This is a genomic window from Pseudoalteromonas sp. T1lg48 (genome assembly GCF_002964785.1).
Classification (GTDB): Bacteria; Pseudomonadota; Gammaproteobacteria; order Enterobacterales; family Alteromonadaceae; genus Pseudoalteromonas.
Window position 1 is genome coordinate 58789 of record NZ_PQCC01000003.1, and the last position, 24438, is coordinate 83226.

The 24438-nt window shown below is 52.1% G+C and carries 13 protein-coding genes and 2 pseudogenes; 8 read left to right on the top strand and 7 right to left on the bottom strand.

The window, feature by feature from the left end; translation table 11 throughout:
- Window positions 1–208: 208 nt before the first annotated feature.
- Window positions 209–1549 (top strand): alpha/beta hydrolase, encoded by a 1341-nt coding sequence (locus C2M29_RS04905; protein WP_105188783.1) that lies wholly within the window; start codon window positions 209–211, stop codon window positions 1547–1549.
- A complete protein-coding gene (locus tag C2M29_RS04910) occupies window positions 1542–2690 on the top strand; it encodes a GNAT family N-acetyltransferase (RefSeq protein ID WP_105188690.1) in 1149 nt (382 codons plus the stop codon). The genes C2M29_RS04905 and C2M29_RS04910 overlap by 8 nt, the downstream gene beginning before the upstream one ends.
- Here C2M29_RS04910 and C2M29_RS04915 read toward each other — a convergent pair.
- From C2M29_RS04915 to C2M29_RS04935, 5 genes and pseudogenes are all read right to left on the bottom strand, one after another.
- Window positions 2667–3260: a DUF938 domain-containing protein gene (locus C2M29_RS04915; RefSeq protein WP_105188691.1), complete on the bottom strand. Its 594-nt coding sequence runs from the start codon at window positions 3258–3260 to the stop codon at window positions 2667–2669. The two genes, C2M29_RS04910 and C2M29_RS04915, sit on opposite strands and share 24 nt — an antisense overlap.
- Window positions 3250–5316: a S9 family peptidase gene (locus tag C2M29_RS04920; protein ID WP_233998356.1), complete on the bottom strand. Its 2067-nt coding sequence runs from the start codon at window positions 5314–5316 to the stop codon at window positions 3250–3252. Before C2M29_RS04920 ends, C2M29_RS04915 begins: the two co-directional genes overlap by 11 nt.
- Before the next feature lie 58 nt (window positions 5317–5374).
- Complete coding sequence (locus C2M29_RS04925) at window positions 5375–5980, bottom strand: chitin-binding protein (protein ID WP_233998357.1); 606 nt, start codon at window positions 5978–5980, stop codon at window positions 5375–5377.
- Window positions 5981–6293: 313 nt separating this feature from the next.
- Window positions 6294–9424, bottom strand: a pseudogene (locus C2M29_RS04930) (efflux RND transporter permease subunit).
- Between the two features lie 9 nt (window positions 9425–9433).
- Window positions 9434–10591 carry an efflux RND transporter periplasmic adaptor subunit gene (locus tag C2M29_RS04935; protein WP_105188694.1) on the bottom strand — a complete coding sequence of 386 codons (1158 nt, stop codon included), beginning with the start codon at window positions 10589–10591 and terminating at the stop codon, window positions 9434–9436.
- Between the two features lie 394 nt (window positions 10592–10985).
- Between C2M29_RS04935 and C2M29_RS04940 the strand changes: the two genes are divergently transcribed.
- Window positions 10986–13514, top strand: coding sequence for a zinc-dependent metalloprotease (locus C2M29_RS04940; protein WP_105188695.1), 2529 nt, complete (start codon window positions 10986–10988; stop codon window positions 13512–13514).
- A gap of 62 nt (window positions 13515–13576) precedes the next feature.
- Here C2M29_RS04940 and C2M29_RS04945 read toward each other — a convergent pair whose 3' ends face one another.
- On the bottom strand, window positions 13577–14191 hold the full coding sequence (locus tag C2M29_RS04945) for a PQ-loop domain-containing transporter (protein ID WP_105188696.1): 615 nt from the start codon (window positions 14189–14191) through the stop codon (window positions 13577–13579).
- Between the two features lie 257 nt (window positions 14192–14448).
- Entirely contained in the window at window positions 14449–15303 is an 855-nt protein-coding gene (locus C2M29_RS04950) for a D-hexose-6-phosphate mutarotase (RefSeq protein ID WP_105188697.1), read from the bottom strand.
- Between the two features lie 207 nt (window positions 15304–15510).
- On the opposite strand from C2M29_RS04950, the gene C2M29_RS04955 reads away from it, so the two are divergent.
- The 5 genes and pseudogenes from C2M29_RS04955 (at window position 15511) to C2M29_RS16820 (ending at window position 24436) form a co-directional block, all read left to right on the top strand.
- Window positions 15511–16005, top strand: a complete 495-nt coding sequence (locus tag C2M29_RS04955; protein ID WP_105188698.1) for a MarR family winged helix-turn-helix transcriptional regulator — start codon at window positions 15511–15513, stop codon at window positions 16003–16005.
- A 215-nt stretch (window positions 16006–16220) separates the two neighbouring features.
- Entirely contained in the window at window positions 16221–17540 is a 1320-nt protein-coding gene (locus C2M29_RS04960) for a porin (RefSeq protein WP_105188699.1), read from the top strand.
- A gap of 143 nt (window positions 17541–17683) precedes the next feature.
- Window positions 17684–18064, top strand: a pseudogene (locus tag C2M29_RS04965) (YbaN family protein); the annotation flags it as partial.
- Window positions 18065–18433: 369 nt separating this feature from the next.
- The gene (locus C2M29_RS04970) at window positions 18434–20683 is read left to right on the top strand and encodes a hypothetical protein (protein ID WP_105188700.1); all 2250 of its coding nucleotides are present in this window, start codon (window positions 18434–18436) and stop codon (window positions 20681–20683) included.
- Window positions 20684–20701: 18 nt separating this feature from the next.
- Complete coding sequence (locus C2M29_RS16820; RefSeq protein ID WP_105188701.1) at window positions 20702–24436, top strand: S8 family peptidase; 3735 nt, start codon at window positions 20702–20704, stop codon at window positions 24434–24436.
- Window positions 24437–24438 lie beyond the last annotated feature (2 nt).

The following is a 24438-nucleotide window of genomic DNA, read 5'->3' on the forward strand; positions in this document are numbered from 1 at the left end:
GATCATACTCACCTCAATGCGACCAAACTGGGCTTTGCGAGCTCTGTGTACAGCCTTATCAAGCGAACCCCACATGCCGCCGGTGCCGTCCAGCGCTGTGAGGACCGTGTCGCTTCCTTGACCCAGGTTGAGGCCAAGCGATTAGGGCTAGGCGTAAAATCGCCGCTTTGTTATGCTGCTTGCTATAAATTATCAAGAGATCAAAGCGATGCGCTTGCTTTTATGTTTCCTACTCGGCCTAACCAGTACGCTAAGCTGGGCACAGACCTGTCTCAGCCATATCGATGATATCGACTACATTATGACGGCTAAAAAAGACGGTACCTTTCGCTTTGCCAAAAAGACCAAGGTCCAGACCCTTGAGCTCGACTCCCTGCCACCCTTTAGCACCTACCTGAGTTCGGCGCGGGAGTGGATCGACACCCGCAATCCCAGAGCCAACCTGCCTTGCCCGGTGCACACGGAAACCGTGAAGTTACTGCAGGCGCAGGGCTCGCTGGAGGCTGACTTAACCGTAAGCGACCTGCTGAGTCCCTTTGAACTGCGTCACCCCAATGGCAATAAGGCCGTGCTTTTGCTGCATGGCCTCACCGACTCACCCTTTAGCTATCATTCTTTAGCGGCGTTTTTCTATCGCCAGGGCTTTACCGTACGTACCGTACTACTCCCCGGCCACGGCAGTGCCGCCAGTGATCTCCAGGAAGTGAGCTTTAAACAGTGGCAAGCCCTGGCCAACTACGCCATTGCCCGTACCAGCAAAGACTTTGAGCAGGTCATTATCGGCGGCTACTCCACCGGCGCCGCTTTAGCCCTGGCTAACCTGATTGAGCGACCGGTGCCGCGACAGGTTAGGGCGTTGATGCTGTGGTCCCCGGCAACCGAGCCTCATAACAAGCAGGGCTGGCTGGCGAAATGGATAGACCGCATCCCCTTTGTAAACTGGATAGATAAGGACGCCGATATCGATTTTGCCAAGTACGAGTCCTTCCCTTTTGCCGCCGCCAGCCTGGCCCACGAGGCCATGCGCCGCATCGATAGCGAGCATCTAGCCAAGGCAAACCTGCCCAATTTGCCGCTTTTTATCGTCCAAAGCGAGGTGGACACCACCATAGATGCGCAAGCTACCTTGGCCCTGGCCAAGGCCTGGTATAACCCCCAGGCGCGCCCAAACAGCGACAAGGATATGTTGGTGTATTACGGTAACCCACAAACGGCCACGGATTATTTGGGTAAAGACTTCCCATTGCACAGCTACGCCTGCCAGGCCAACCAACCACCCTGTAATAAGATCCTCGACTTGTCGCATGTCAGCGTGATTAATGCGCCAAATCACCCCTATTACGGTGCCCAGGGGCGCTATCGCAACTGTGGTTCCTACCTGGAGGACGATAAGGCTTACCGCCAATGTAAAACCCAACCTCAGGTGCTGATTGGCGAGCGAAGCGCCGCTAATCTGGCCAAAGGGCCACTCAAGCGCCTAACCTACAACCCTTTTTATGCCGAGCTGGAGCGGGATATGCGCACCTTCCTCGAGCGTGTGCATGAATAAGTTCAGCGTACGCTTTGTCCCCAGCGCCGACGCACTGGGCAAGGTCGCATGGCAGCGCTTTTTTGATGCCGCCGAAGATCCCTTTTCCAGCTACGAGTTTATTAATGCTCTGGAGCAAACGGGCTGCGCCAGCGCCCGCAGCGGCTGGCAACCCCGGCATTTGGCACTCTACTGCGGCCAGGAGCTGGTTGGTCTGGCCATAGGCTATGTTAAAAGCCATTCCTACGGCGAATATGTATTCGACTGGGCCATCGCCGAAGCCTATGAAGCCCATGGCTATCAGTATTACCCCAAGTGGATCAGTGCCGTGCCCTTTACCCCGGTGACCGGCGCCCGTCTGGTCCTCAGCGATAGGGTCAATCAGCAGCAGGCGCTGGCAGCCATTCACACCGCCTTAAATGAACAGGCACAGCAACTGGGCTGGTCCGGCTGGCATATCAACTTTTGCTCTCAGGCCTGGGCCGAACAATTACAAGAGCTGGGCCTGGCGCGACGCACCACGGTGCAATTTCAATGGCACAACCAAGGCTACCGTGACTTTGATGAGTTTTGCCGGCAATTGAAGGCACGTAAGCGCAAGAATATAGTCAAAGAACGAGCCTCGGTCACCGAGGCGGGCCTGAGAATAGAAGTTGCCAGTGGTGATGAAATCACGCCAGCACATATGCGGGCATTGAGCGCGTTTTATCAGCGCACCTACCTCAAGCGCTCCGGTCATCTGGGCTATTTAAACGCCGACTTTTTTAACCAGCTATGGCAGAGTATGGGCAAGCACCTGGTAGTGATCAGCGCCTACGATGGCAATGACATAGTCGCCGCCAGTCTGTTTTTACGTGGCAAAGACACACTGTACGGACGCTATTGGGGCTGCCTTGAGCACTATGATCGACTGCACTTCGAGCTCTGTTATTATCAAGGCATTGAATATTGTATCAACCAAGGGTTAGCCCACTTTAATGGCGGTGCTCAGGGGGAGCATAAATTAGCCCGGGGCTTTACCCCCCTACTGACCCATTCCTGCCATCGCTTTATTAACAGCCCCTTTGACGCGGCCATTGATGACTTTATCGTCCGCGAAACGCGGCAATATAACCTTTATTTGCAGCAATGTGCCGGGTTATCTCCGTATAAAGTGCAATAGACGATTATTGGCGGGCATGGCAATGTCGGCACACAGGTCCAGCCCAGCCGCCTCGGCCAAGGCCACCACCCATTGCTGTTCACGCAAACCACTTTGCGGGTCGCGCTCACGCAGGCTGGCATCGAAGCGAGCATTGCTCTCGCTGGTATAAGTGCCGTTGTAATTAAAGGGCCCATAGATGCACAAGGCTCCGCCCTGACTAAGGTGTCGCTGCACACCGTGGAAAAACGCCTGTACCAACTCCTCGCTGACAATATGCAGGGTATTGGCGGTGAAAATGCCGTCAACTTTCCCTAACGGCCAGCTTTGTCCAAGATCTAAGGCCAACGGCGGCAGAATATTATCGCTCTCGGCGGTGCCGATCACCTGGTTGATCAGCTCATGGTTATAAGCCAAATCGCTTGTTTGCCAAAGCAAGTGGGGGAGATGCGCGGCGAAGTGCAGCGCATGTTGCCCGGTCCCAGAGCCGATTTCCAATACCCTTTGGGTCTGGGCAAAAATCTGCGTTAACTCGGCGAGTATCGGCCCCTTGTTGTTCTCACACGCCTGGGATAAACCGCTAATTTTCATAGTCTAACGTCGTTAAGAAGAAATTAAATTCCAGCGCCTTTTCCGCCAAGCTTTTAAAGCGTCCGGAAGCCCCGCCATGACCGCTTTCAAGGTCGGTTTTAAACAGCAGCAAATGGTCATCGGTTTTGTATTCGCGCAGCTTGGCCACCCACTTCATTGGCTCCCAATATTGTACTTGCGAGTCGTGCAGGCCGGTGGTCACCAAAATATGGGGATAGGCCTGGGCTCGAATATTGTCATAGGGAGAATAGGCGGCTATGGTGCGATAGTCCTGTTCGTTATTGGGGTTGCCCCATTCATCATACTCGTTGGTGGTAAGCGGGATGCTGTCATCCAGCATGGTGGTCAGCACATCCAAAAACGGCACATGGCAGCCAATGGCACGATACAAATGCGGTGCCTGGTTAACCACAGCACCCATCAACAAGCCGCCAGCGCTGCCGCCACTGGCAAAGATCTTATCGGCTGCGCCATAACCCTGTTCTACCAGCGCCTGGGTTACATCGATAAAGTCGTTAAAGGTATTTTGCTTGTGCGCCAGCTTGCCCGCTTCATACCAGGCGCGGCCCAGCATTTCACTGCCACGGATGTGGGCAATGGCATACACGAAGCCGCGATCCAGCAAGCTTAAAATGCTGCTCGAAAAGCTGGGGTCTATGGTGATACCGTAAGCACCATAGCCATATTGCAACAAGGGGTTAGTGCCGTCTTTATTGAATGTATCGCGACGATACACCAAGGATACGGGCACCTGAACTCCATCGCGAACGGTGATCATCAGCCGCTCACTTTGGTAGTCGGCGGCGTTAAACTCACCAAGCACCTGTTGCTGCTTCAACAACTTGCGCTCCAGGGTGTTGAGGTCGAATTCGTACAAACTTCCCGGAGTGGTAAGACTGCTGTAGTAAATACGTACACTGGTTACATCCGGCTCGGGGTTCACCCCTACGCCGGCGTAATAACAGGGGTCGCTAAAGCCCAAGGTTTGCCCTTCACCCTGCATTTTGCCTTGCTGGTGTTGATACACCACAAAACGGATCTGCCCGAGCTCACGCTCGGTAACCAGCCAGTGGCCGTTAAACAGATCGACCCCCTCCAGTAAGACATTGTCACGATGAGCAATGAGCTCTAGCCAGGCACTGGGGTCGGCTATGGTGGTGGCATCCGCCTGCATCAGGCGAAAGTTTTTCGCTTCTCGGTTAGAGATGATATAAAAATGCTCACCGAGCTTATCGACATCATACAGGTGGCCCATTTCACGGGGCATAAGCGGCTGCGGTTGAGCCTGAGGATCATCGGCATCAAGTACATAGGTATGGCTGGTTTCGGTGGCTTCCAGATCGATAAAAATCAGGCTTTCATCACGACTTTTCCCCAGGCCCATGTAAAAGCTGCGGTCCTGCTCTTCATACACCAGCTCATCATCACTTTGGGCGCTCCCTAGGCGATGACGAAACACCTGAAAGCCGAGCAGGGTTTGCGGGTCTTTCTTCACATAATACAGGGTGCGGTTGTCGTTGGCCCACACCACTTGCCCTTCACATTCATTCAGCACATCATCGAGCAGCTCACCGCTTTGCAGATCTTTGATGCACACCTGGTAAATACGACGGCCACTGGTGTCTTCACAGTAGGCGAGCAGTTGCTCGTTTGGGCTCACCGTCATATCGGCTAAGTCATAAAACTCATGGCCTGTAGCCTGGGCGTTTACATCAAGAAGTAAGGTTTTATTGTCGCCACTAAAGCTGCTGGCGCGATAGTGCCTGGCGTATTCGTCATCCCCCGAGACCTCACTGTGATACCAATAATGACCGTCGCGCACCGGTACCGTGTTGTCATCTTTTTTAATGCGCGCCTTGAGCTCGGAGAAAATCTGCTGCTGACGCGCCGCACTCGGTGCTAACTGAGCATCACAATAAGCGTTTTCTGCACGTAAATGGTCGATAACTTCTGGGTTTTTGCGCTGATCGTCGCGCATCCAATAGTAATCGTCTTGTCGTTGTTGACCATGCTGAGTAAGCAGATGGGGAATTTTTTTGGCGATGGGAGCTTGCACGCACAACCTCGATACACTGAAACAGGACTGTCAGTGTATCACCTGCGCTTTTTCGCGACTACGACTCTATTTCTTGCCACGCGGTGCGCCAATTAAGGCCGACTCCGGGCTCATACTGTTCGTGGTTGTTGCCGCCTAAGCGGCACAGTTCGGTGTAGGGCCAAGGTTTACAGCGGTACACCTTGCCGGTGCCCAGGTGCAAGACACGATCACCGGCGCAATACAATTCATGGTCGATGGGAAAGATATGATCGTAACCTTGGTGATTATGCTGACCCTGGTGCTGCTTTTTCGCCACACAATTGTAGTTAATCACCACCTCAGAAATGCCACTGCTTGAACAAGCGAAAATTTCATTGCCACGATAGGCGACAATCAACCCATGCTCGGTGAGCTTTCCCGCTTGCATCAGGGGAATATGGGTATTGATGTAATTGGCAACCTCGCGAGACCAGTTCTGCGGCTCACCTTGCTGATCGGACTGAATATGAAGTTTAAAGCTCAGTCCCTTAACCAAGCCTTGTTGATCATAGATCTCAACTTCGACAATATCCCCGCGAAACAGCTGAGTATGGCTGCTTAGGGTACCGACACTAAGCCAACTGGCCTCGGGCAGAGACCCGGTCATGTACGAGTAAATGTCTGTATGTTCGGCTAATTGCAATTGTTACCCCTTGCATGGCCAGCGACCAAAGCACACCTCATTGAGCACCAAAGTAGGGCCTATTGTAGTGACACCCTAAAAAAGATAGCAACTAATTAGGGTAAACTGCCACTCAATACCATACTTTCGAACTAGAAGGTGCTGACCTTTAAAGTTCATATCTAGCAAAGTCACTTGCGTGTACTTTTTTGTTACGACCTATGCCCAACAAAGATGCAAAGCATGTAAGCCGCATAAAAGTACACCCAAGACTATCAAAGCATAGAAGTACGAATCTTAACGCTAACTGAAAGCGGGTAACTTTCTCAATTTATTACGCTTTAACCTCACGCCTACGCGGCACCCTGCCGATGATACGCTGCCAAACCCAGCGGAACGCGGCACGAATATCGCCGAGAATCACATATAAGCAGGGCACCAAAATAAGTGTGAGCAAGGTGGCATACATCACCGCAAAGCCCAGGGCCACCGCCATGGGGATCACAAATTTGGCCTGCAAGCTGGTCTCAAACATGATCGGCAACACGCCGGCAAAAGTGGTAATCGAGGTCAGTGTAATAGCGCGAAAACGCGCACAACCGCCTTCGACCACGGCCTGTCTTACCGTATAGCCTTCGCGGCGAGCCTGGTTCACATAATCGGTCATTACCAAGGAGTCGTTGATCACCACCCCGGCGGCGGCGATTAAGCCGAAAAACGACATGGTACTCAAGTCCAGGCCAAACCAGAAGTGACCCCACAGAGCACCGGTAAGCTGAAAGGGATCACCGACATCACGATCAGAGGCTGGCTATAGCTCTTAAGCGGCACCGCCAAGAGGATATAAACAATGATCATCCCGGCGATAAAGAAAAGAATTTGTTCATTGGCCTGGGCCTGCTGCTCTTCAATGGAGCCACCCAATTCGGTTTTAACCGAAGGGAACTGCTCTTGTAATTGTGGTAACAGGTCCTCTTTAATGCGTTTAACCACCTCGGTGGGCTCCACCCTTTCTTCATCTATGCTGCCATAGATGTAGACGGTGCGATAACCCCCCTCGCGACGAATGTAACTGATCCCCGGGCGCTCCTGCAGCTCAACCACATCACCAAGCAGTACTTCCTGCCCCGCCGGAGTCATCACCACTGCATGCTTAAGGGAGGCAAAGGCTTCACGGGTTAACTTGGGATAACGGACCATCACCCGCACCTCTTCACCGTCGCGGATCACTCGCTGCGCCTCACCACCGTAGAAGCTGGCGCCGACCTGGCTGGCAATATTTTGCAGGTCCAAACCAAGATCATAGGCCACCGGCTTAAGACTCATTTGCACCTCTTTACTGGCCGGGTCTATGGTGGAGCTGATATCGAACAGCCCCTGTTGCTGCTGCAGCATATTAATAAACTGGCGACCGGCGGCATTGAGGGTCTCAATATCCGAGCCATATAGCAGATAACCGAATTCGCCATCACCACCTGGGTTACCATTAACGTCATCATAAATGGTTAAAGACTTCACCCCGGCAATTTCCGGCATGGCTTCGCGCCAGCGTCGCGACAACTCAAAGGCATCGAATGGGCGTAGATCCTCATCAACCAAGGGCGCCAATACTTGTGCTTCGGTACGGCCCTGGTTGAATACCAAGAGGCTGCGCACCATTTTTTGACCAAATTCCTGTTCTATTTGCTTATCCACATCAAGCACCATGCGCTCGATTTTCTGAATCGCGGTGATGGTCTGGATGTCCGACGCATTGTCGTTCATTTCTACCCTGATTTGCGGGAAGTCATGGGGCACTTTAGGGGCCGGCATCACGCGAATATGATTGCTACCGATCAGCGTAAAGCTCAGGATCAACATGCCTAAAAATCCAAGCAAGACCACATAGCGCCACTCTATGCTTTTCTCCACACAGCGGCGATAAGGGCCATTTACAAAGCCGAAAAATTTATCATTAAAGCGGGCACGAAAGCCGCTGGAACTGATGGGGCCAAAACGGGTATGGGCGATATGCGCCGGTAATATCAGTTTTGACTCGATCAAACTAAAGGCCAGGCACGCCATCACCACCACGGCGATGCCGAAGAAAAATGCCCGCTCCGGTCCACTCGATAAGGTAAAGGGCGCAAACACCGCCATGGTGGTTAATACCCCAAAGGTTGCCGGGGTGGCCACGCGCTGCGCGCCGCGCACCACACTCTCGACGCCGCCGCCTTTTTTCTCGATCTCTGAGTAGGCGCTCTCACCTATCACAATGGCGTCATCAACAACAATCCCCAGCACCATAATAAAGGCGAACAAGGAGACAATATTAATGCTGATGCCAAAGATCGGCATGGTCATCAGTGCCCCTAAGAAACACACAGGTAGACCAATCATCACCCACAGCGCCAGCTTAAAACGCAAAAACAAGGTGAGCATCAAGGCTACCAAGATGGCACCCTGAAACAGGTTTTTTAGCATCATATCGAGGCGCGCATTCAGGTAGTAGGTCATGTCCATAAGCGGCTCGATGGTGACCCCGGCGGGCAAGGTTTTATTCTTTTGGTCGATATAGGCCTTAACCGACTCCGCTACGGGGATCATGTTCTGCTCTTTGGTCGCCTTAACGCTCAGGTAGATGGCATTTTTACCGTTAAACTTAAAGTAGCGCTCGCCTTCGACAAAACCATCCTTGATGTGTGCCACATCCTGTAACAGCACCTTGGCACCATTTGCACCTATCTTCACCGGGATATTGCGAAACTCCTCGCCGGAGTATGATTGTGCCTCAACCCGCACGGAAATGATGCCCGCATCGGTGCGCAACTGGCCGGCGGAAAAGTTGGCCGAGTAACGGCGCACCGCATTGACCACCTCGCCCAAGGTCAGGTTATAACGGCGCAGAGTATCTGGTTTGATTTCAATGGCAATTTCGTCCAGCGGCACATCGTTTTGTACTAGGGACACATTGCCCAGTTGTAGCAGCTCATCCTCTATTTCATTGGCGATGGGCTTAAGCTCGGTGAGTGGCAGGTCGGCCACCAAAGACATGCCGATAACGTCCTGACGGAACTCTACCTGGCTAATGGTGACCGGCTCCATGCCCGCCGGGAAGGTGGCGATACCGTCGACCCGCAGTTTCACCTTATCCAGCACGTCGCTGAGCTCGGCATCCGGATCTATCTCCAACGAGGCGCGCCCGGAGTTACGAAACGCGCGATAAACGCCCTTCTCTATCTCGGTCACATCTTTTAGTGACTCTTCGATTTTGATCAGTATGCTTTCTTCTATTTCCTGCGGCGAAGCACCTGGGTAGTTGGCGGTCACATTGATGTAATTAATTTCGATATTCGGGAACATCTGCCGCTGAATGGTGAAATAACTGACGATGCCCATAATGATGATAAACACCATCATCAGGTTGGCCGCCACCGAATTATTGGCGAAGTAGGCGATAATGCCGTTTTGCTTTGGCGTTTGCATGGCTACCTCCTACAGCTGATCGTTGCTTGGGCTGGTGCTCACCTGCCCGGCGATACGTACTTCCATGCCCTGCTGCGGATATTCCGGCAAGGTCAGCACAATGCGATCGCTGTTTTCCAAGCCTTCACTGATCAGGAAGAATTCATCTTCTTCACGCACTACGGTGACCTGGCGTGGCTGCAACAAGTTTTCGTTATTCACCACCCACACGGTTTTATTGTTAACTAACTCCTGCGGTAAGCGGAAAATTTCTCGCAGGGTTTGCCCAGGAAATTGCACCTGCACATAGCTGCCGAATTTTACCTTAGGTTGCTGCGTGTGGATGGCATAGGGGTCGTCTATACGCACCACCAGATTGCTCATGCGCGTGGCACTGTCAACTATCCCCAAATCACGGTCGATCACGGCACTGCGGCTGTAACCGCCGAGCCCCTCCTGAGTAATGGTCGCCGTTATGCCGCCAACGCGCGGCGGTAAGAAGGCACTGTCAAAGCCGGCGATGGGGAGGATGATCTCCGCCGTTTCAATATTATTAAGCTCCGCCACCTTGCTGCCGGGACTGACATACTGACCCTGACCAACATCGCGGGAGATCACCAGGGCATCATAGGGAGCGCGAACTTCGCAGTTAGCCAAATCTCGCTGCGCCCGTTTTAATGCGGCTTGTGCAGACTTCAGTGCTGCCTGAGCACTCAGCACCTGAGGCTCTCGCAGGAATAAGGCCGAACGCTTAACACTTGGGGTGCGAGCGGCTTCATCCTCAGCCACCCGTTGCTGTGCCTGCTCTTCAATCAATGCGGCCTGTGCTCGGGCAACCTCGGCTTCGGCCTGCAACACCGCCGCTTCATAGTTGTCCTTTTCTATGGTGAACAACAGCTCGCCGCGGGCGACAATGCCACCGGCAACAAAGCCCTCGTTCCAACTCACCACTTCGCCGCTGACCTGCGCGGCCAACAGGGTGTGTTCGAGCGGGCGTACTTCACCATAGCTGGTCAATAACACCTGGTGATCGCTGGCGGCCAGGGTTTTCACCTCGACTATGGGTCGGGTATCAACCTGCTTGGTTTCATCCGGCTTCTTTGCCGATGCCATGATACCGCCCGCGGCGGCCACCGTGACCACAACGACTGCGAGTGCGACTAATGATTTTTTTAATGCCTGATGCATGGCCGATCACCTTGATAAATTTATATTCAGCATATATTAACAATCTGCTGCTTTTTAGTAATGTCTCATTTGTAAGCAAGTATTAATTTTAGCAACAGCCAACATCAGTTGCTTTGTAATTGATTAATCGGTTTTTTTATGAGAATACGCGGTGCATTACCTTCCGGATCAGCACCCAACACGCATCAAGGCCAGACTTTCAACCCCGAACCAAGCACATGGAATGCGATAAAGCATCTTTTGCCATACTTTGTTACAAAGTAAAAACTCAAATTTATCAATGCATTAAATATAAAATAACGATGTCCGGGCGGGTTCTCAACAGCTCGCGGTTTTTTCAACGGCCAGTTTCAGTAAACTGATTTGCTAACAACAAGCAACATCAGGGAACCCAATGAAACTTTCTACTCTTACGCTGGCCCTTAGTCTCGCGCTAGGCAGCCAGGCCTCCTTGGCCAAAGACAAAAAAGAAAAAGAAAAAACTAAAACACTGGCGCAAACCACCGCCGAGCATATCCTTTACGATGGCGTATTCGACTTTTATCAAGACCCGAAAAGCGGCGACAACCTGATGGTGATCACCGAAGCGCAACTTAACAAACCCTATGTTTACTTCGCACATACCGTTGATGGTGTGACCGATGCCGGACACTTCCGTGGTGCCTACCGTGAAACCAAACTGATTGAATTTCGTCGCTACTTTGACCGCATCGACATAGTTAGCGAGACCCCGCGTTATCAGTTTAACGCCGACAGCGCCATTGCTCGCGCTGCTGAAGCCAATATCAGCGAAGCCGTGCTCGCCAGTCTGCCGATTGAAGTGGAAGAAAATGGTCAAATCGCTTTTAAAGTAGACCAGTTATTCCTAAGCGAAGCGCTGCACAAGGTATCGCCGTGGAGCAACCCGGATGACAAAGACGCCAAGAAGCGCTTTAAACTGGGCAAGCTGGACGACAAAAAATCACGCATTATTAAACATCGTCCTTACCCCAATAATATCGATATCGTCGTCGACTACGTATTTAACAACGCCAACCCCAGCGTGCGTGGCTCAGAAGCCATTAGCGATCCGCGCTCGGTTTCCATCAAGGTGCAACATTCCTTTGTGGCCTTGCCAGAGAACAATTATCAGCCGCGTTACGACGATGCGCGTATCGGCTACTTCAGTAACCAGTTCGATGACATGACCTCGGCGGATTGGGCGCCTTATAAAGACGTGATAAAGCGTTGGAATCTAGTAAAGAAAGATCCGAGTGCCGAGCTATCCGAGCCGGTTGAGCCCATCGTCTGGTGGATTGAAAATACCACTCCGGTAGAGTGGCGCGAAACCATCAAAGAAGGCGTACTGGCCTGGAACAGTTCATTCGAAAAAGCCGGCTTTAAGAATGCCCTAGTTGTGAAGGTACAGCCAGACGATGCCGATTGGGATGCCGGTGATATCAACTACAACGTATTACGCTGGACCTCTTCACCTCGCCCACCATTCGGCGGTTATGGCCCGGCCTTAGCCAGCCCACTCACAGGTCAAATCCTCGGCTCAGACATCATGCTTGAATACGTGTTTATGAAAAACCGTTGGATTTACGACACCCTGTATTCGCAGGGTGCCGCCAGCCTTGAAGCTACCTATCTCGCCAATAACCCAGCCAACGGTCAGGAGCTCAACTGTTCGCTTGGCCATGAGCTGCAGCAAAACATGATCCTGGCCAGCACCCTGGCAAGCGGTGCCGACATTAGCGACAAAGAAATCCTGCGCCAGGGCCTCACCCAGTTGGTGTTACATGAGGTCGGCCACACCTTGGGCCTGAACCACAATATGAAATCATCCATCTTATGGGATGAAAAGCAGGTGCATGATAAGAGCCTGACTCAGGGCATAGTCACCGGCTCGGTGATGGACTACGCTCCTGCCAACATAGCGCCAAAGGGTATGGAGCAAGGCGACTTTTTCCAAACCAAGCCTGGACCTTATGATGATTGGGCCATTGAATTCGGCTATAGCCAGGCCCTGGAAGATGCCAAGGCCGAGCAGGCACGGCTAGAGCAAATTCTTTCGCGCTCGGGAGAACATCAACTGGCCTTTGGTAATGACGCCGACGATATGCGTGCCCCGGGCCGCCATATCGATCCCCGCGTTATGATTGGCGACCTCTCGTCTAACCCTGTCGCCTATGGCGCGGACCGTATGGCACTGGTGGAAAGCCTGCTGGCCGAGCTTAAAACCAAAGCCCTGGTCGAGGGGGAGAGCTACCAGCAGTTAGTGGTATCGGCGAATATCCTTGCCGGTCAGTATAGAAGGCAGGCCGAGATTATTTCTCGCCAAATCGGCGGTATTTACGTCGAACGTAACGTGGTTAGCAGCGATAACGCCAAGGCACCATTTACACCGGTGCCGCTAGCACGTCAAAAGGAAGCCATGCAGGTGTTGGCCGATAAGGTCTTTGCCCCAGATGTGCTTAAAGACATGCAGCCGCTGTACAACTACTTGCAGCAACAGCGCCGTGGCTTTAATCACTATGGTAAGAATGAAGATCCAAAAGCGCATGCGATGATACTGACCATGCAGCAAGGGGTTCTTAATCAGCTACTGCATAAGAATGTGTTGCAGCGTATTTCGGACTCCAGCCTATACGGTAACGAGTACGATTTAAGCACCATGATGCAGGATCTAACCGCGGCTATTTTTGTTGACGCCAAGGAAGCCAGCAGCCTAAGCCATAACCTGCAGGTGGAATACGTCAACCGCTTGATTACCATCGCCGGCGTGAAGAAGCCAAGTGGCTATGACAACCTAGCCAAGGCGGCGGCATTATCGCAGCTGCAGCATATCCGCGACCAAAATGTTGCCTGGGGTGCCAGCGCAGCGGCCAAGGCCAATAAGCAGTATATCGACCTGCTTATCGACAAGGCATTAACCGTTTAAGCTTGCGAACTCAGAAACAAAAAAGGCCACATCATGTGGCCTTTTTTATGATCTATTTTCCCCTAGGCCATGGCCGGGCGTTGGCGATAATATTGAATACACGCCAGCTGCGCCGCATTGGTTAAGAGGATCATCACAAAATTCAGCACATGCGCCACACTCGGCGTGGTCATGGCCAGCTCCGCCAGCAGACCAAACGCGCCGGCAATAAACTGTAGAATAAAGTAACGGGCACTGAGATTAGACACATCGCCACTGCGTATGGTTTTGTAGGTTTGCGGCATAACGCGAATAGAACTCATCAGCAGCGCCACAAAGGTTAAGGCATTGAGCAACTCACCGGCATCAATCTGCGCGCTGAGCAGCAGGACAAAGGGTAACAAGGTACCGGTCAATAAAATTAACAGGCGTCGACGCTGGCTGGCACTGGCGTTATACCGGATAAAATAGTAGAGGATAAGCGCACTGAGCAGCCCTGTTACGACAAATGGCAGTACCATGTAATAGCGCTCAAAAAAGAGGTTAAAAGCGATAAAATAAATGCTCTGTGCCACCCCAAAGCTCATCATCAGCAGAGAAACCCCGGACACACTCCGATTTCTACGGATTTTATTTAGCATCGGCAAAAAGCTAAAAGCCAGAATCAAGGACGCAAGCAGGGCTAAGTACTGAGTCAAGGCAACCTCTTTTAGTAATTAAAAAGTTAACTATTAAAAATCAGGGTTAATGCCAAGTTTCAACTTGTAAATATATGATTTTTAACGATTTTAAAGGAGGCGCGCATTGTATATTTGCGTGAATTGTTGGCAAGCATGAAGGGGCAGACGGTCTAGGGGCCGCTGTAAATATTTTCGTACAAAGGAAATACCGAGCCTTAGGCATAGCCAGGCCACCTATAGCGGTAGCCGGGCCAAGGCTTTAAATAGCGCTGAGCTTAACCCCAGCGTATCAGGGTGCTTAGGGTGTGGCTTTCACCCGGCGCCAGCTCCACCTTATCGTCCAATACATTGGCCGCTTCCAGGCAAAGCATGCGGTGATATTCATCATCGGCGAAGTTAGATAAACGTTTGGATTTTTCTACCCAAGGATTCCACAGCACACAAGAATGTGAATTGTTCCGCTCGACCTCTATGGTGCCATCGGGAGTGCGAATACGCTGCAGCGCAGCGGCACCGCTGTATACCATGTCGGTTTCGCGACCAAAACGCACCACCTCTTGTTGCTCAAAAGGCCCTTCGCCAAACTCAATATATTGCGCTCCTTGCAAACCATCGACCTCGGTTTGAGTAATATCCGGTGTCGGAAAGTAAGTATGTAGCGCCTGAGTTAGCTGGATAACATGATCATCTAGATTGGTATTGGTTAGACGCACCTCAAGCTGCTTGGCGGTGAGCACGTATTCAACCTTTAACTTGGTTTTATGGGGCCAGAACTCGCTGTCGACCTGAGTCATGGGCAAGGACAGGCTGATGCGTATCTCGTCTTGGGTTTCCTGCACTTCTTCGGCTCGCCACAGCAACACCCGGGCAACGCCATGTATCGGCCAGTCCGGATGTTGATGCACCCCAAACCAGGGCCAACAAATGGGAATACCGCCACGCATGCTCTTGCCTGGTTGAAAATCTTCTTCTGCGGATACCCAAATGAGCGCTTTACCGCATGCAGGAGTGTACTGGGTAAGCTGTGCGCCTTGCAGAAAGATGCGCGCCTGGCACAAAGGCGAGTCCACCTGCAAATACTCAAGACCGGAATCACAATGGTTAATAGAAACACTCGATGAAAGCTGCATTATTCAATCCTTAACGATAAAGCGGAGCTGATTCACCTTACCCAAAGTCCTGCACTAAATAAACATATGGGCAAAATAATTCATCACCCTGTCATCACCACAGCAACTCTGCAACGACTTCCGCTTAGTCGAACCCGTTTGTGCGCAGAGGGTGCTCGAGGCGCTTTTTACGGGTATAATGGCGGGGTTACATGTTGGAGATTGGAAATGCAAAAGTATGATGAGTTGTTAATTGCCCTACGCAAGGTTATTCGCGCTATCGATCTGCATTCCAAACAGCTGAATAAAACCTCGGGATTAACCGGCCCCCAGTTGCTGATCATGAATGAGGTGGCTCAAACCGACGGTATTACCGCAAGCCGCATCGCGCAAAACGTGAATCTCAGTCCGGCCACGGTTACCAACATTCTCGACCGCCTGGAAAGCCGCGATCTGGTTAACCGGGTACGCAGTCAGCTCGACAAGCGCCGCGTCAGTCTCTATCTTACCGAACAGGGAACGGCACTGCTAAACAAGGCGCCGCAGCCACTGCAAGAGCACTTTATAGACAAATTCAGCAACCTTGCCGAATGGGAACAAACCCTGCTGCTATCGTCCATGCAACGCATCGCCGCCATGATGGATGCCGACAACCTGGATGCTTCTCCTCTGCTTGAGGTAGGCGCTATTACCAAGCACCCAGAGAGCAACAAGGGCGAGTAATCCCCCATTAACCTAAGCTTCTGCTTTTGCTACACTAATTAATCATCTTTGGGCTCGATGAGACGCATAGCCACGGCCACCCGTTTTTCACGGTTGAAAAACTCGGTTGAAAAACTCGGTCGCTAAACTGCTAGAGGCCTCGAATCCGGGCCTACCTTCGTAAAAACTCGAAACTTAGTCTAGGCTAGGGGAACGGGCCACAACAAAAGGTTATTATGATTAATTTCAACAGCACAGCATTGGCGGTAAGCTTAGCCCTGATATCCGGCTCGGCACTGGCCAACCCTGAATTGGAGGCCATGAAAAAGCAACTTGAGCAAATGCAACAGCAAATGCAACAGTTGCAGCAAAAGCTCGAAGCGGCAGAACGCAAATCCAAGCAGCAAGAACAAGAGCAACAACAAATCACGCGGCGCATCGCCCAGCAGGAGCAGCAGCTTGAGCAGAGCGCAGCGCAACACGGCGAAGAGAAGAAAGATGGCATCCGCGTAGGCGGAGCTGTTCGCACCAACTATAGCCACACCTCCTACGACGACGATAATAAAAACCGTGGCGGCGACTTCGATTTCGATATATTCCGCATTAACTTCGCCGGCGACATTGGTGACGTGGAGCTCAATGCCGAGATCCGCTTCTTCGACTATATGACCGCGGTAAAATATGCCTATGTGGGTTATGATTTTGCCGACGACTGGCAGGTGCAAGCGGGTATCACTAAGGTACCTTTCGGTAACTGGCCTTATAACTCGCACAACTATTTCTTCGGCACCACCTATTACGTGGGCCTGGAGGACGATCACGACCTTGGCCTGCTGTTTAAGCGCAAAATTGCCGACAATTGGCAGCTCGATCTCGGCTTTTTCAAAAACGATGAACTCGGCGGCGTCGACGGCTATGTCGATAACCGCAGCGATCGCTACTCCTACGATGTCGTTGGTTTTCGAAGCGCCGATGACGGCATCTATGCCGAACCAACCAACCCCATTGGCGAGTACAATACCTTCTCCGGTCGCTATGGCTACCACCTTGACCACAAGGGTGGCAAAACCGAGCTAGGGGTGTCTGGCTTGCGCGGCGACCTGCACGATGGAAACGACCGTGTGGGCGATTACTATGCCTGGGCGGTTCACCTAAATAGCACCCTGGGCCGCTGGAATTTCCAGTTGCAGCATGGTGAATATAACTATGATATCGATAATGTCGATCGCATGGCGGTAGGCGCATACTCCTTCTACGACAGCATCGCTGCCGAGGCAACCATGACCAATGCCAACATTGCCTACAGCCTGCCAGTAAAATGGGGCGCGGTAACCGGACTGCAGTTTTACAACGACTACGGCATCATCTACGACAAATCGGATAACAGTGCCGATACCTGGATGAATGTCACCGGCTTCTCGGTGGCCGCAGGCGGCTTGTTCACCTATTTCGATCTGGTGCATGCGAAGAACCAGCCGTTTGTTGGTGGCTCCATCGCCGGCGACAGTGACGAAACCGAGCGTCGCTTTAATATCAACATCGGATATTACTTCTAAAAAAGGGCCGCGAGGCCCTTTTTGCTAAATCAACCGTCAACCAGTGCTGGGCTTGATCATCGCTAGAAAAAAGCCATAGCGGCCTTAACCAGGCTTTAGTACACTGCCCCTAACAGGGGTTGTGGAATTGTGTGGTGAGCCTGATAACTGCCCTTAGTCGGCATCTAAAACGCTACAAGAACCTTGCCTTGCAAGCGCTAGGCTTAGGTTTTGTCGGCCTGGGCATAGTGGGCATTGCCCTGCCCGTGATGCCGACCACCATCTTTTTTATCGCCGCCCTGGCCTGCTTTACTCACTCCTCCCCGCGCCTTGAAGCCTGGTTGCTTGAGCACCCCAGGTTCGGACCCATTCTATCGGCTTGGCGCCAGCATAGGGTGGTCCCAACCAAGGCCAAATGGCTGGCGGCCCTAGGCATGAGCATCGGCCTGTATATGATGATGTTTTCAGCGGCCCCAAGCTATGCCGTGGTACTGGTGGCGGCCGTCGAGGCCAGCGTACTGGCTTACCTGATCCGCCGCCCAAGCCGCACCGAGTCCCTTTACCCAAGCTCTCCGCAATTAACTGCCTTTGTGGCCATCTTCTTCCTCACACATCACTTATTTTTGCTCTACTTAACAAGATATTAAGTTACGAAAAAACAACATTACCCCTTTCTAATTCTACTCCCTGGTCACAGCACATTAACGCCTTATAGGACTTATTTCCCAGATGATTTGGGACCTTTGATCGATTACATCCGCTCCTGTGCTGATGAATAATCACTCAGTTCTCAATACAACAAGTCATTAACAGGAGTATCTATGAGGTTTCTTCTATCGGCAACAGCGCTCGCTGTTAGCATGAGCATGACACCACCAGTGTTAGCAAAATGGGGGAGTGATACTTCCTCTTTTGTGACAGCCACTGAAGGTGCCGCATCACACCAAACACTGGTTGATCATCAGGGTAATATCGTTATTGGTTACTCCGATCCAACAACCGGCTACGATTTTCTAATCAATAAGCTGGACCGCAACGGCGATTTCGCCTGGGAGCAGGGAGCAAAAACCCTCTATGAGCGCCAACAGTCATTCATCCTGACCTGGTCAATGATGTTAGATGACGAAGGGGCTATCTACACTGGCATTGAAGATTTAAAGGTGTACCCCTATGGCACCATGATTTTTAAAACCAATGCGGATGGCACGCCGGGCTGGGAGACACCATTCATACCCGCTCCCGAAGATGCAGGACGCACTTTACCTGTGCACCTCACAAGCGCTGGTGACAAGCTCTTCTATGCACTTGATTACGACACCATGTCTCGTTCAGCCAAAGTGGCGGTTGGCATGCTCGACAAGCAAGGCAACGAGCTTTGGAGCACGGCGGAGCAAATGGGCTCAACACGCTTCTCCTCATTTACGCCGGTAAAAGATGGCCTTGTTGTTTTATTCACCGGAGTCCGCGAGAGCGATGGCGCCAACTCTCTGTTTATCCAAAAATATGATTTTGATGGTAAGCCGCTGTGGGGAGAGTCGCCACAGCCCATTATGTTTGGTGATATCAAACTGCCCCCCCGCTCTTTTGGCGCAGCCTCATTAGTCGCAGATGGCATGGGCGGTGTCACCCTGGCCTGGTCTCACCCAACGGAATTTAACAGTAACATTCTCTATCAACATATCGATGCCAACGGCAAATTGCAGTTCCCCAACTCGGGTTTGCGTTTGTCTCATGGTGATGACTTTTTATTCGATACTGTCGCGCACCCATCCATTGTTGCCACCGATGAGGGCTATGTGGTGACCTGGGCGGCACAGCTTTCGCGCACCAACTTCGGTAACTATGGTCTGTTTATGCAACATGTGGGTCATGATGGTACCCTTACTCTTGGTTCCGAGCCGGTGTCGTTAGCGCCTATCCTGTATGGCGACGAGCAAGATTCTGGTTATTATTCAGCAGGTTATTTGAGTCGCTATAACGATACTTTTTCCTGGGTTTACTCCAAATCGGAAGACTACACCTCGCAAACCGAAAACCTCTACCGCGTTGACTTTAGCCAAGATGGCCAGGTGTTCAATAATCAAGTCATTGCCGATGTCCAGGGTGTGATCAATGGTCACAGTATTGCCCATTCTCCCTTTGGCGAAACCATTGCCAGCCTGCGTGTTTCGTTCGCGAGCGACGCCCCGGTGCAAGTACAAAGTATTCGCCAGGACGGCGAGGTTGGCACTGAATCAGGTCTGCGTTTGGCATGGCCCGAAACCCCGCTGCACACCAATGAAGATGAAGCGTTTGCGTTTAGCATCCCCTTTGTGGACGAGCTTCAAAGCGAATATAGCGTCACGGTTGCCAGCGTAAACACAGAAGACGACACCCAGTTCAGTGCACAAGTGAGCGCAAATACGCTTAATCTGAGCATCACCCCCGCCCCGGAATTTTCAGGGCAACTGCCGTTTGTGGTCACGCTTGCCGATAAAAACGACAGCAGCCGTTCAACCAGCATGACCTACACACTCAACATTGCCGCAATCAATGATGCGCCAACTATCGCGCTCCCGGAGCAGGTTCAGGCCGGCGAAGATGAAATGGTAGTGGTGTCTGCGGAAGTAACCGATCCCGACAATGCGTCTTTGGATATCGAATGGTTGCAAACCAGCGGTCCCGAGGTCGATTTTGATCCGGCGGCGATGGAGCTTAAATTCACCAGCCCGGTGGTTAAAGAAGAAACCAGTCTGACCTTCGCCTTGGTCGTCGACGACGGCGATACGGTCACCACCAAAAACATCACCCTGATTATCGAGAACGATAAACAGCCCAGCTTATCTGGTACCCGCAGCGTGAATGTGGAAGAAGGCAACCACTTCAACATAGATCTGGCGCTCAGCGGCGCTAAAGGCCCAGTTAACATTGAATGGCAGCAAGTTAGCGGCCCAAGCATCACGCTCAGCAACAACCAGTCGCTTACCACTCAGGGCAGTGCTCCTTTTGTTGATAGCGACGAGGTAGCCACCTTGGCGGTGACCGTCACCGATGCCCATGGTGAATCTGCGACCCACCAGGTGGACGTCAATGTAACCAACAACAAATCGGGTGGCTCCTTTGGCATGAGCCTGCTGGCTCTATTCGGTGCCTGCTTATTCCGTCGTCCACGCCACGCCAAGTAACAAGTGAAGAGAATTATTATGAAGAAGTCATTAATCGCCATCAGCATGGCTATGAGCTGCATGGCCAGTGCATCAGGCCCACAGGCCCTATTCAGCAAACCCTTTTCTTTTGAAGATAAGGTCAACACGGTCCTAAACAAGGACCACGAGGGCGCAACCAATCGTTATTTTGTGCACTTACGTGGACAGCCCCTGGCATTTGCGGCTCAGAGTGAACCTTCGTTTAAAGGCAAGCTCGATACTCAGACTCAGTTTGCTCAACAATTTAAAGCGCAGGTAAAAAGCCAGCAGCAGGCCTTTCATCAAGAGGCGCAAAGCCTGTTGGGTGAAAAGAAAGAGATCCTTTACAGCTACGACACCGTCTTTAATGGCGTGTCTATGGAGCTGACCGAGAAGCAGGCCGAAAAGCTGCTCAGCCTACCGAACGTGTTGAAGGTAGAACGCCAAATCAGCTATGAAATGCAAACCGATGTAGGCCCGGAATTTATTGGTGCCAAGCCTATTTGGAATGGTGAAACGATGCAGGCCATCGGCGCCAAGGGCGAGGGCGTGATTGTCGGTATTATCGACTCGGGCGTAAACACCGACCACCCTTCATTCCAGGCCACCGGCGGTGACGGTTATACACACACCAACCCGCTGGGCAGCGGCAACTACCTTGGTGACTGTGTAGAAAATAAAAGTCTTTGTAACGACAAGTTGATCGGGGTGTTCAGCTACGCCAGCATCACAGATAGCTTTGGTGACGTTCGCCCTCATGTGGGCGAAGACTACAATGGCCATGGTAGCCACGTTGCCTCTACCGCAGCGGGAAATGTGCTTACCAATGTGCCGGTTCACAAACCAGGCAACACGCCAGAAAGTGATGGCACTCCCCTTGCGGGCACCAACTTCGCACAGATATCCGGGGTCGCTCCACACGCCAATATTGTCTCATTCCAAGTCTGTTTACCGGTTTCCGGGTGTGACATGGGCGCCATGGTGAAAGCGGTGGAAGATGCCATTAATGCGGGCGTCGACGTTATCAACATGTCTATTGGCCCCAGCGTTGAAGGTCCTCAACCTTGGAACTCGGCGTTAGACCTGGCGTTTCTATCGGCCACCGAGGCGGGTGTTTTTGTTTCTTTATCCGCTGGTAACTCAGGTCCGGGAAGCAACACAGTCGGTCACCTGGCGCCATGGACAACGCAGGTTGCCAATGCCAGTCATGACCGAGTTGTGGAAAAAACCCTGAGTGCGGGTCCCGGTGTAACCGTGTCTTTCACCGATATCAAAGGCCTGGGTGGCTTTAGCGAAGCCGTGAGTGCCGAGCTGGTGTATGCCGGTGATGTTGATAGCTTTCGCAAGGAGTGTAATTTCTTTACCTGGCGCGACTACCCCGAACTAGAAGGCAAAATTGTGCTCTGCGATCGCGGTGGCATCAGCCTTTATGACAAAGTTGATCGTATTGCTCAACTCGGTGGTGTGGGCGTGGTGATCCGTAACGTCGACGGCAGCAACACAGAGCAATATTCAATTCCATACCCTATCGCAGGTATGCAAATTACCCAGTCTCAGGGTGAAGAATTACTGGCCTGGGCTCGCTCCGAGTCAGCGCCCGTGATCAGCATCAATGCCGGTGCTGCTACGAGAAAAAGCGACCAGGGCAACATCGTCAATATCAGCTCTTCTCGCGGACCTACCAGCTTTCTTCCTGAGTTGCTCTCGCCACATCTGGCCGCTCCGGGAACCGATATTTACGGCGCCTACGCCGACGAACAGCCGTTCAACGCAAACCCGACGCCCAGCGACTACAACTTCTTGTCAGGGACGTCGATGGCTTCGCCTCATGTTGCTGGCGCTGCCGCCCTTCTCAGACAAATCAACCCGAGTTGGACACCCGCGCAGATACAGTCTGCCTTGATGATGACGGCAAACAGTCAAATGACCCGCGCCGAGGATGGTCAATCCGCAGACCTCTGGGATCGCGGTGCCGGTATGATCCGCGTCGATAAAGCAGCCAACGCAGGCTTAATCATGGCGGTCAGCACCGAAGAGTTCATGGCGGCCAATCCGGCTCTGCAAGGCGATGTGAAGGCACTTAACGTCCCTTATCTAATCGACAGCAACTGTCCCGGTACCTGTACCTGGGAGCGAACCTTCACCGCGACTCAAGCGGGCACCTATCGCTTTAGTCAAAAGGGTTACAACTACTACATCAGCGAGATGACCTTTACCCCAGCCGAAGTCACCTTGAGTGCCGGCGAGCAAGTGACGGTGACAATTGCCGCCACATTCAGTGAATGGGCCGCTGACGAATGGATCGATGGCAATGTGCAGATAACCTCGGATGTTGTTACACAGCCCTCGTTAACCTTGCCTTTGCGCATTAAACCCTTGGTCGCACATGTGCCAAGTACGGTGTCGCAAGAATATTACTGGCAAAACGCCGGGTTCGATATCAAAGACTATGCTTTCCGTCGCCCCGAGCAAATCTTTATCACCCATAGCCCACTTATCAAGGGGCAAACGACTGAGCTGAAAATTTCAGCGGATGATAACAACACGCCGTTCGACAGCTTCGACAAGGGCGCCGCGTTTTTCATGTTAGATGTTGCTGAGGGTGCGCCGCTGGACATTATTATTGGTCGCTCGCAAGCAACGGATGCCGACCTGTTTGTTGGCTTAGACACCAATGGTGATGGTCTACCACAAGCGGTGGAACGCGTCTGTGTGGCCGCAAGCACACGCAATGTGGGTGAGCAGTGTACCCTAAGCGGCGATGCCCCAGGCCAATACTGGGTAATGGCATGGAACTATGAAGGCTCGGGTGCCGAAGAAGACCTTATCGCCATCGACGTAGTGCGCAGCACACCGGAAAACTGGGTGTCGATGAATGTCTTACCGGCAACCAATAGCAGTGCCTTTGAAAAGATGCCCTTCACCATCTTGTGGGACAAACAACTCGACGCTAACACCAATTATTACGGCAGCATCGAAGTGTTCGAACAAGACCAATACACGGGCATGTCGGTATCTCACGGCACGACCAGCGTGATTGTTAACCAACTTTCAAGTGCCATGACCTTAACCGCGGCCAATACAGACATCAGTACGGGTGTGCCAACAGAGCTGACGCTCACACTCGCACCTAACCCCCTTGATGAAGACGTAAGTTACACCGCCAATATCGCCCTGGCGCCAGGCTTTATTGCCAGTTCAGAAAGCGAACATGTACGTGTTGAGGGTAACACCCTATTAGTCAACGCCACACAGCCGGCAAATACAACTGAGCCACTGGCGCTGATCCTGAGCCCCGTCCTGGCACAGCCTCTTGAGGGAGAGTTCGTTCATACGTTTACCTTGAGCAACTCTAAAGGCGACAAGCTCTCTGGTAACTTGGTGCAGCAAAACCCTAACCATGCGCCGGTAGCGACCGTATCTAACTCGACGCTAAGCGTTAAAGAAGGACAAAGCTTTACCCTGGATGCGACCGCCAGCAGCGACCCAGATGGGGACCAACTTGAAATTGTTTGGCAACAATTACAAGGACCTGCAGCGATGGCAGCGAATACTTCGGGTGCCCAACTTACGCTTGAAACACCGGACGTAGAGCGAGATACCACTTTGGTGTTTGAAGTCACCGTCAGCGATGGCGAATTCGCGACGACGGCCAGGGTCAATGTTGAGGTCGAAAACAACTCCTCATCCGGTAGTCTCTTTTGGTTGCTAATTCTCTTGGCGCCAGCCATAGTTAGACGAAAGTTGCTATAAAC

Excerpts from the sequence above, each read along its gene's own strand:
- C2M29_RS04905 (WP_105188783.1), top strand. The coding sequence starts at position 209 with ATGCGCTTGCTTTTATGTTTCCTACTCGGCCTAACCAGTACGCTAAGC.
- C2M29_RS04910 (WP_105188690.1), top strand. The coding sequence starts at position 1,542 with ATGAATAAGTTCAGCGTACGCTTTGTCCCCAGCGCCGACGCACTGGGC.
- C2M29_RS04915 (WP_105188691.1), bottom strand. The coding sequence starts at position 3,260 with ATGAAAATTAGCGGTTTATCCCAGGCGTGTGAGAACAACAAGGGGCCG.
- C2M29_RS04935 (WP_105188694.1), bottom strand. The coding sequence starts at position 10,591 with ATGCATCAGGCATTAAAAAAATCATTAGTCGCACTCGCAGTCGTTGTG.
- C2M29_RS04940 (WP_105188695.1), top strand. The coding sequence starts at position 10,986 with ATGAAACTTTCTACTCTTACGCTGGCCCTTAGTCTCGCGCTAGGCAGC.
- C2M29_RS04950 (WP_105188697.1), bottom strand. The coding sequence starts at position 15,303 with ATGCAGCTTTCATCGAGTGTTTCTATTAACCATTGTGATTCCGGTCTT.
- C2M29_RS04955 (WP_105188698.1), top strand. The coding sequence starts at position 15,511 with ATGCAAAAGTATGATGAGTTGTTAATTGCCCTACGCAAGGTTATTCGC.
- C2M29_RS04960 (WP_105188699.1), top strand. The coding sequence starts at position 16,221 with ATGATTAATTTCAACAGCACAGCATTGGCGGTAAGCTTAGCCCTGATA.
- C2M29_RS16820 (WP_105188701.1), top strand. The coding sequence starts at position 20,702 with ATGAAGAAGTCATTAATCGCCATCAGCATGGCTATGAGCTGCATGGCC.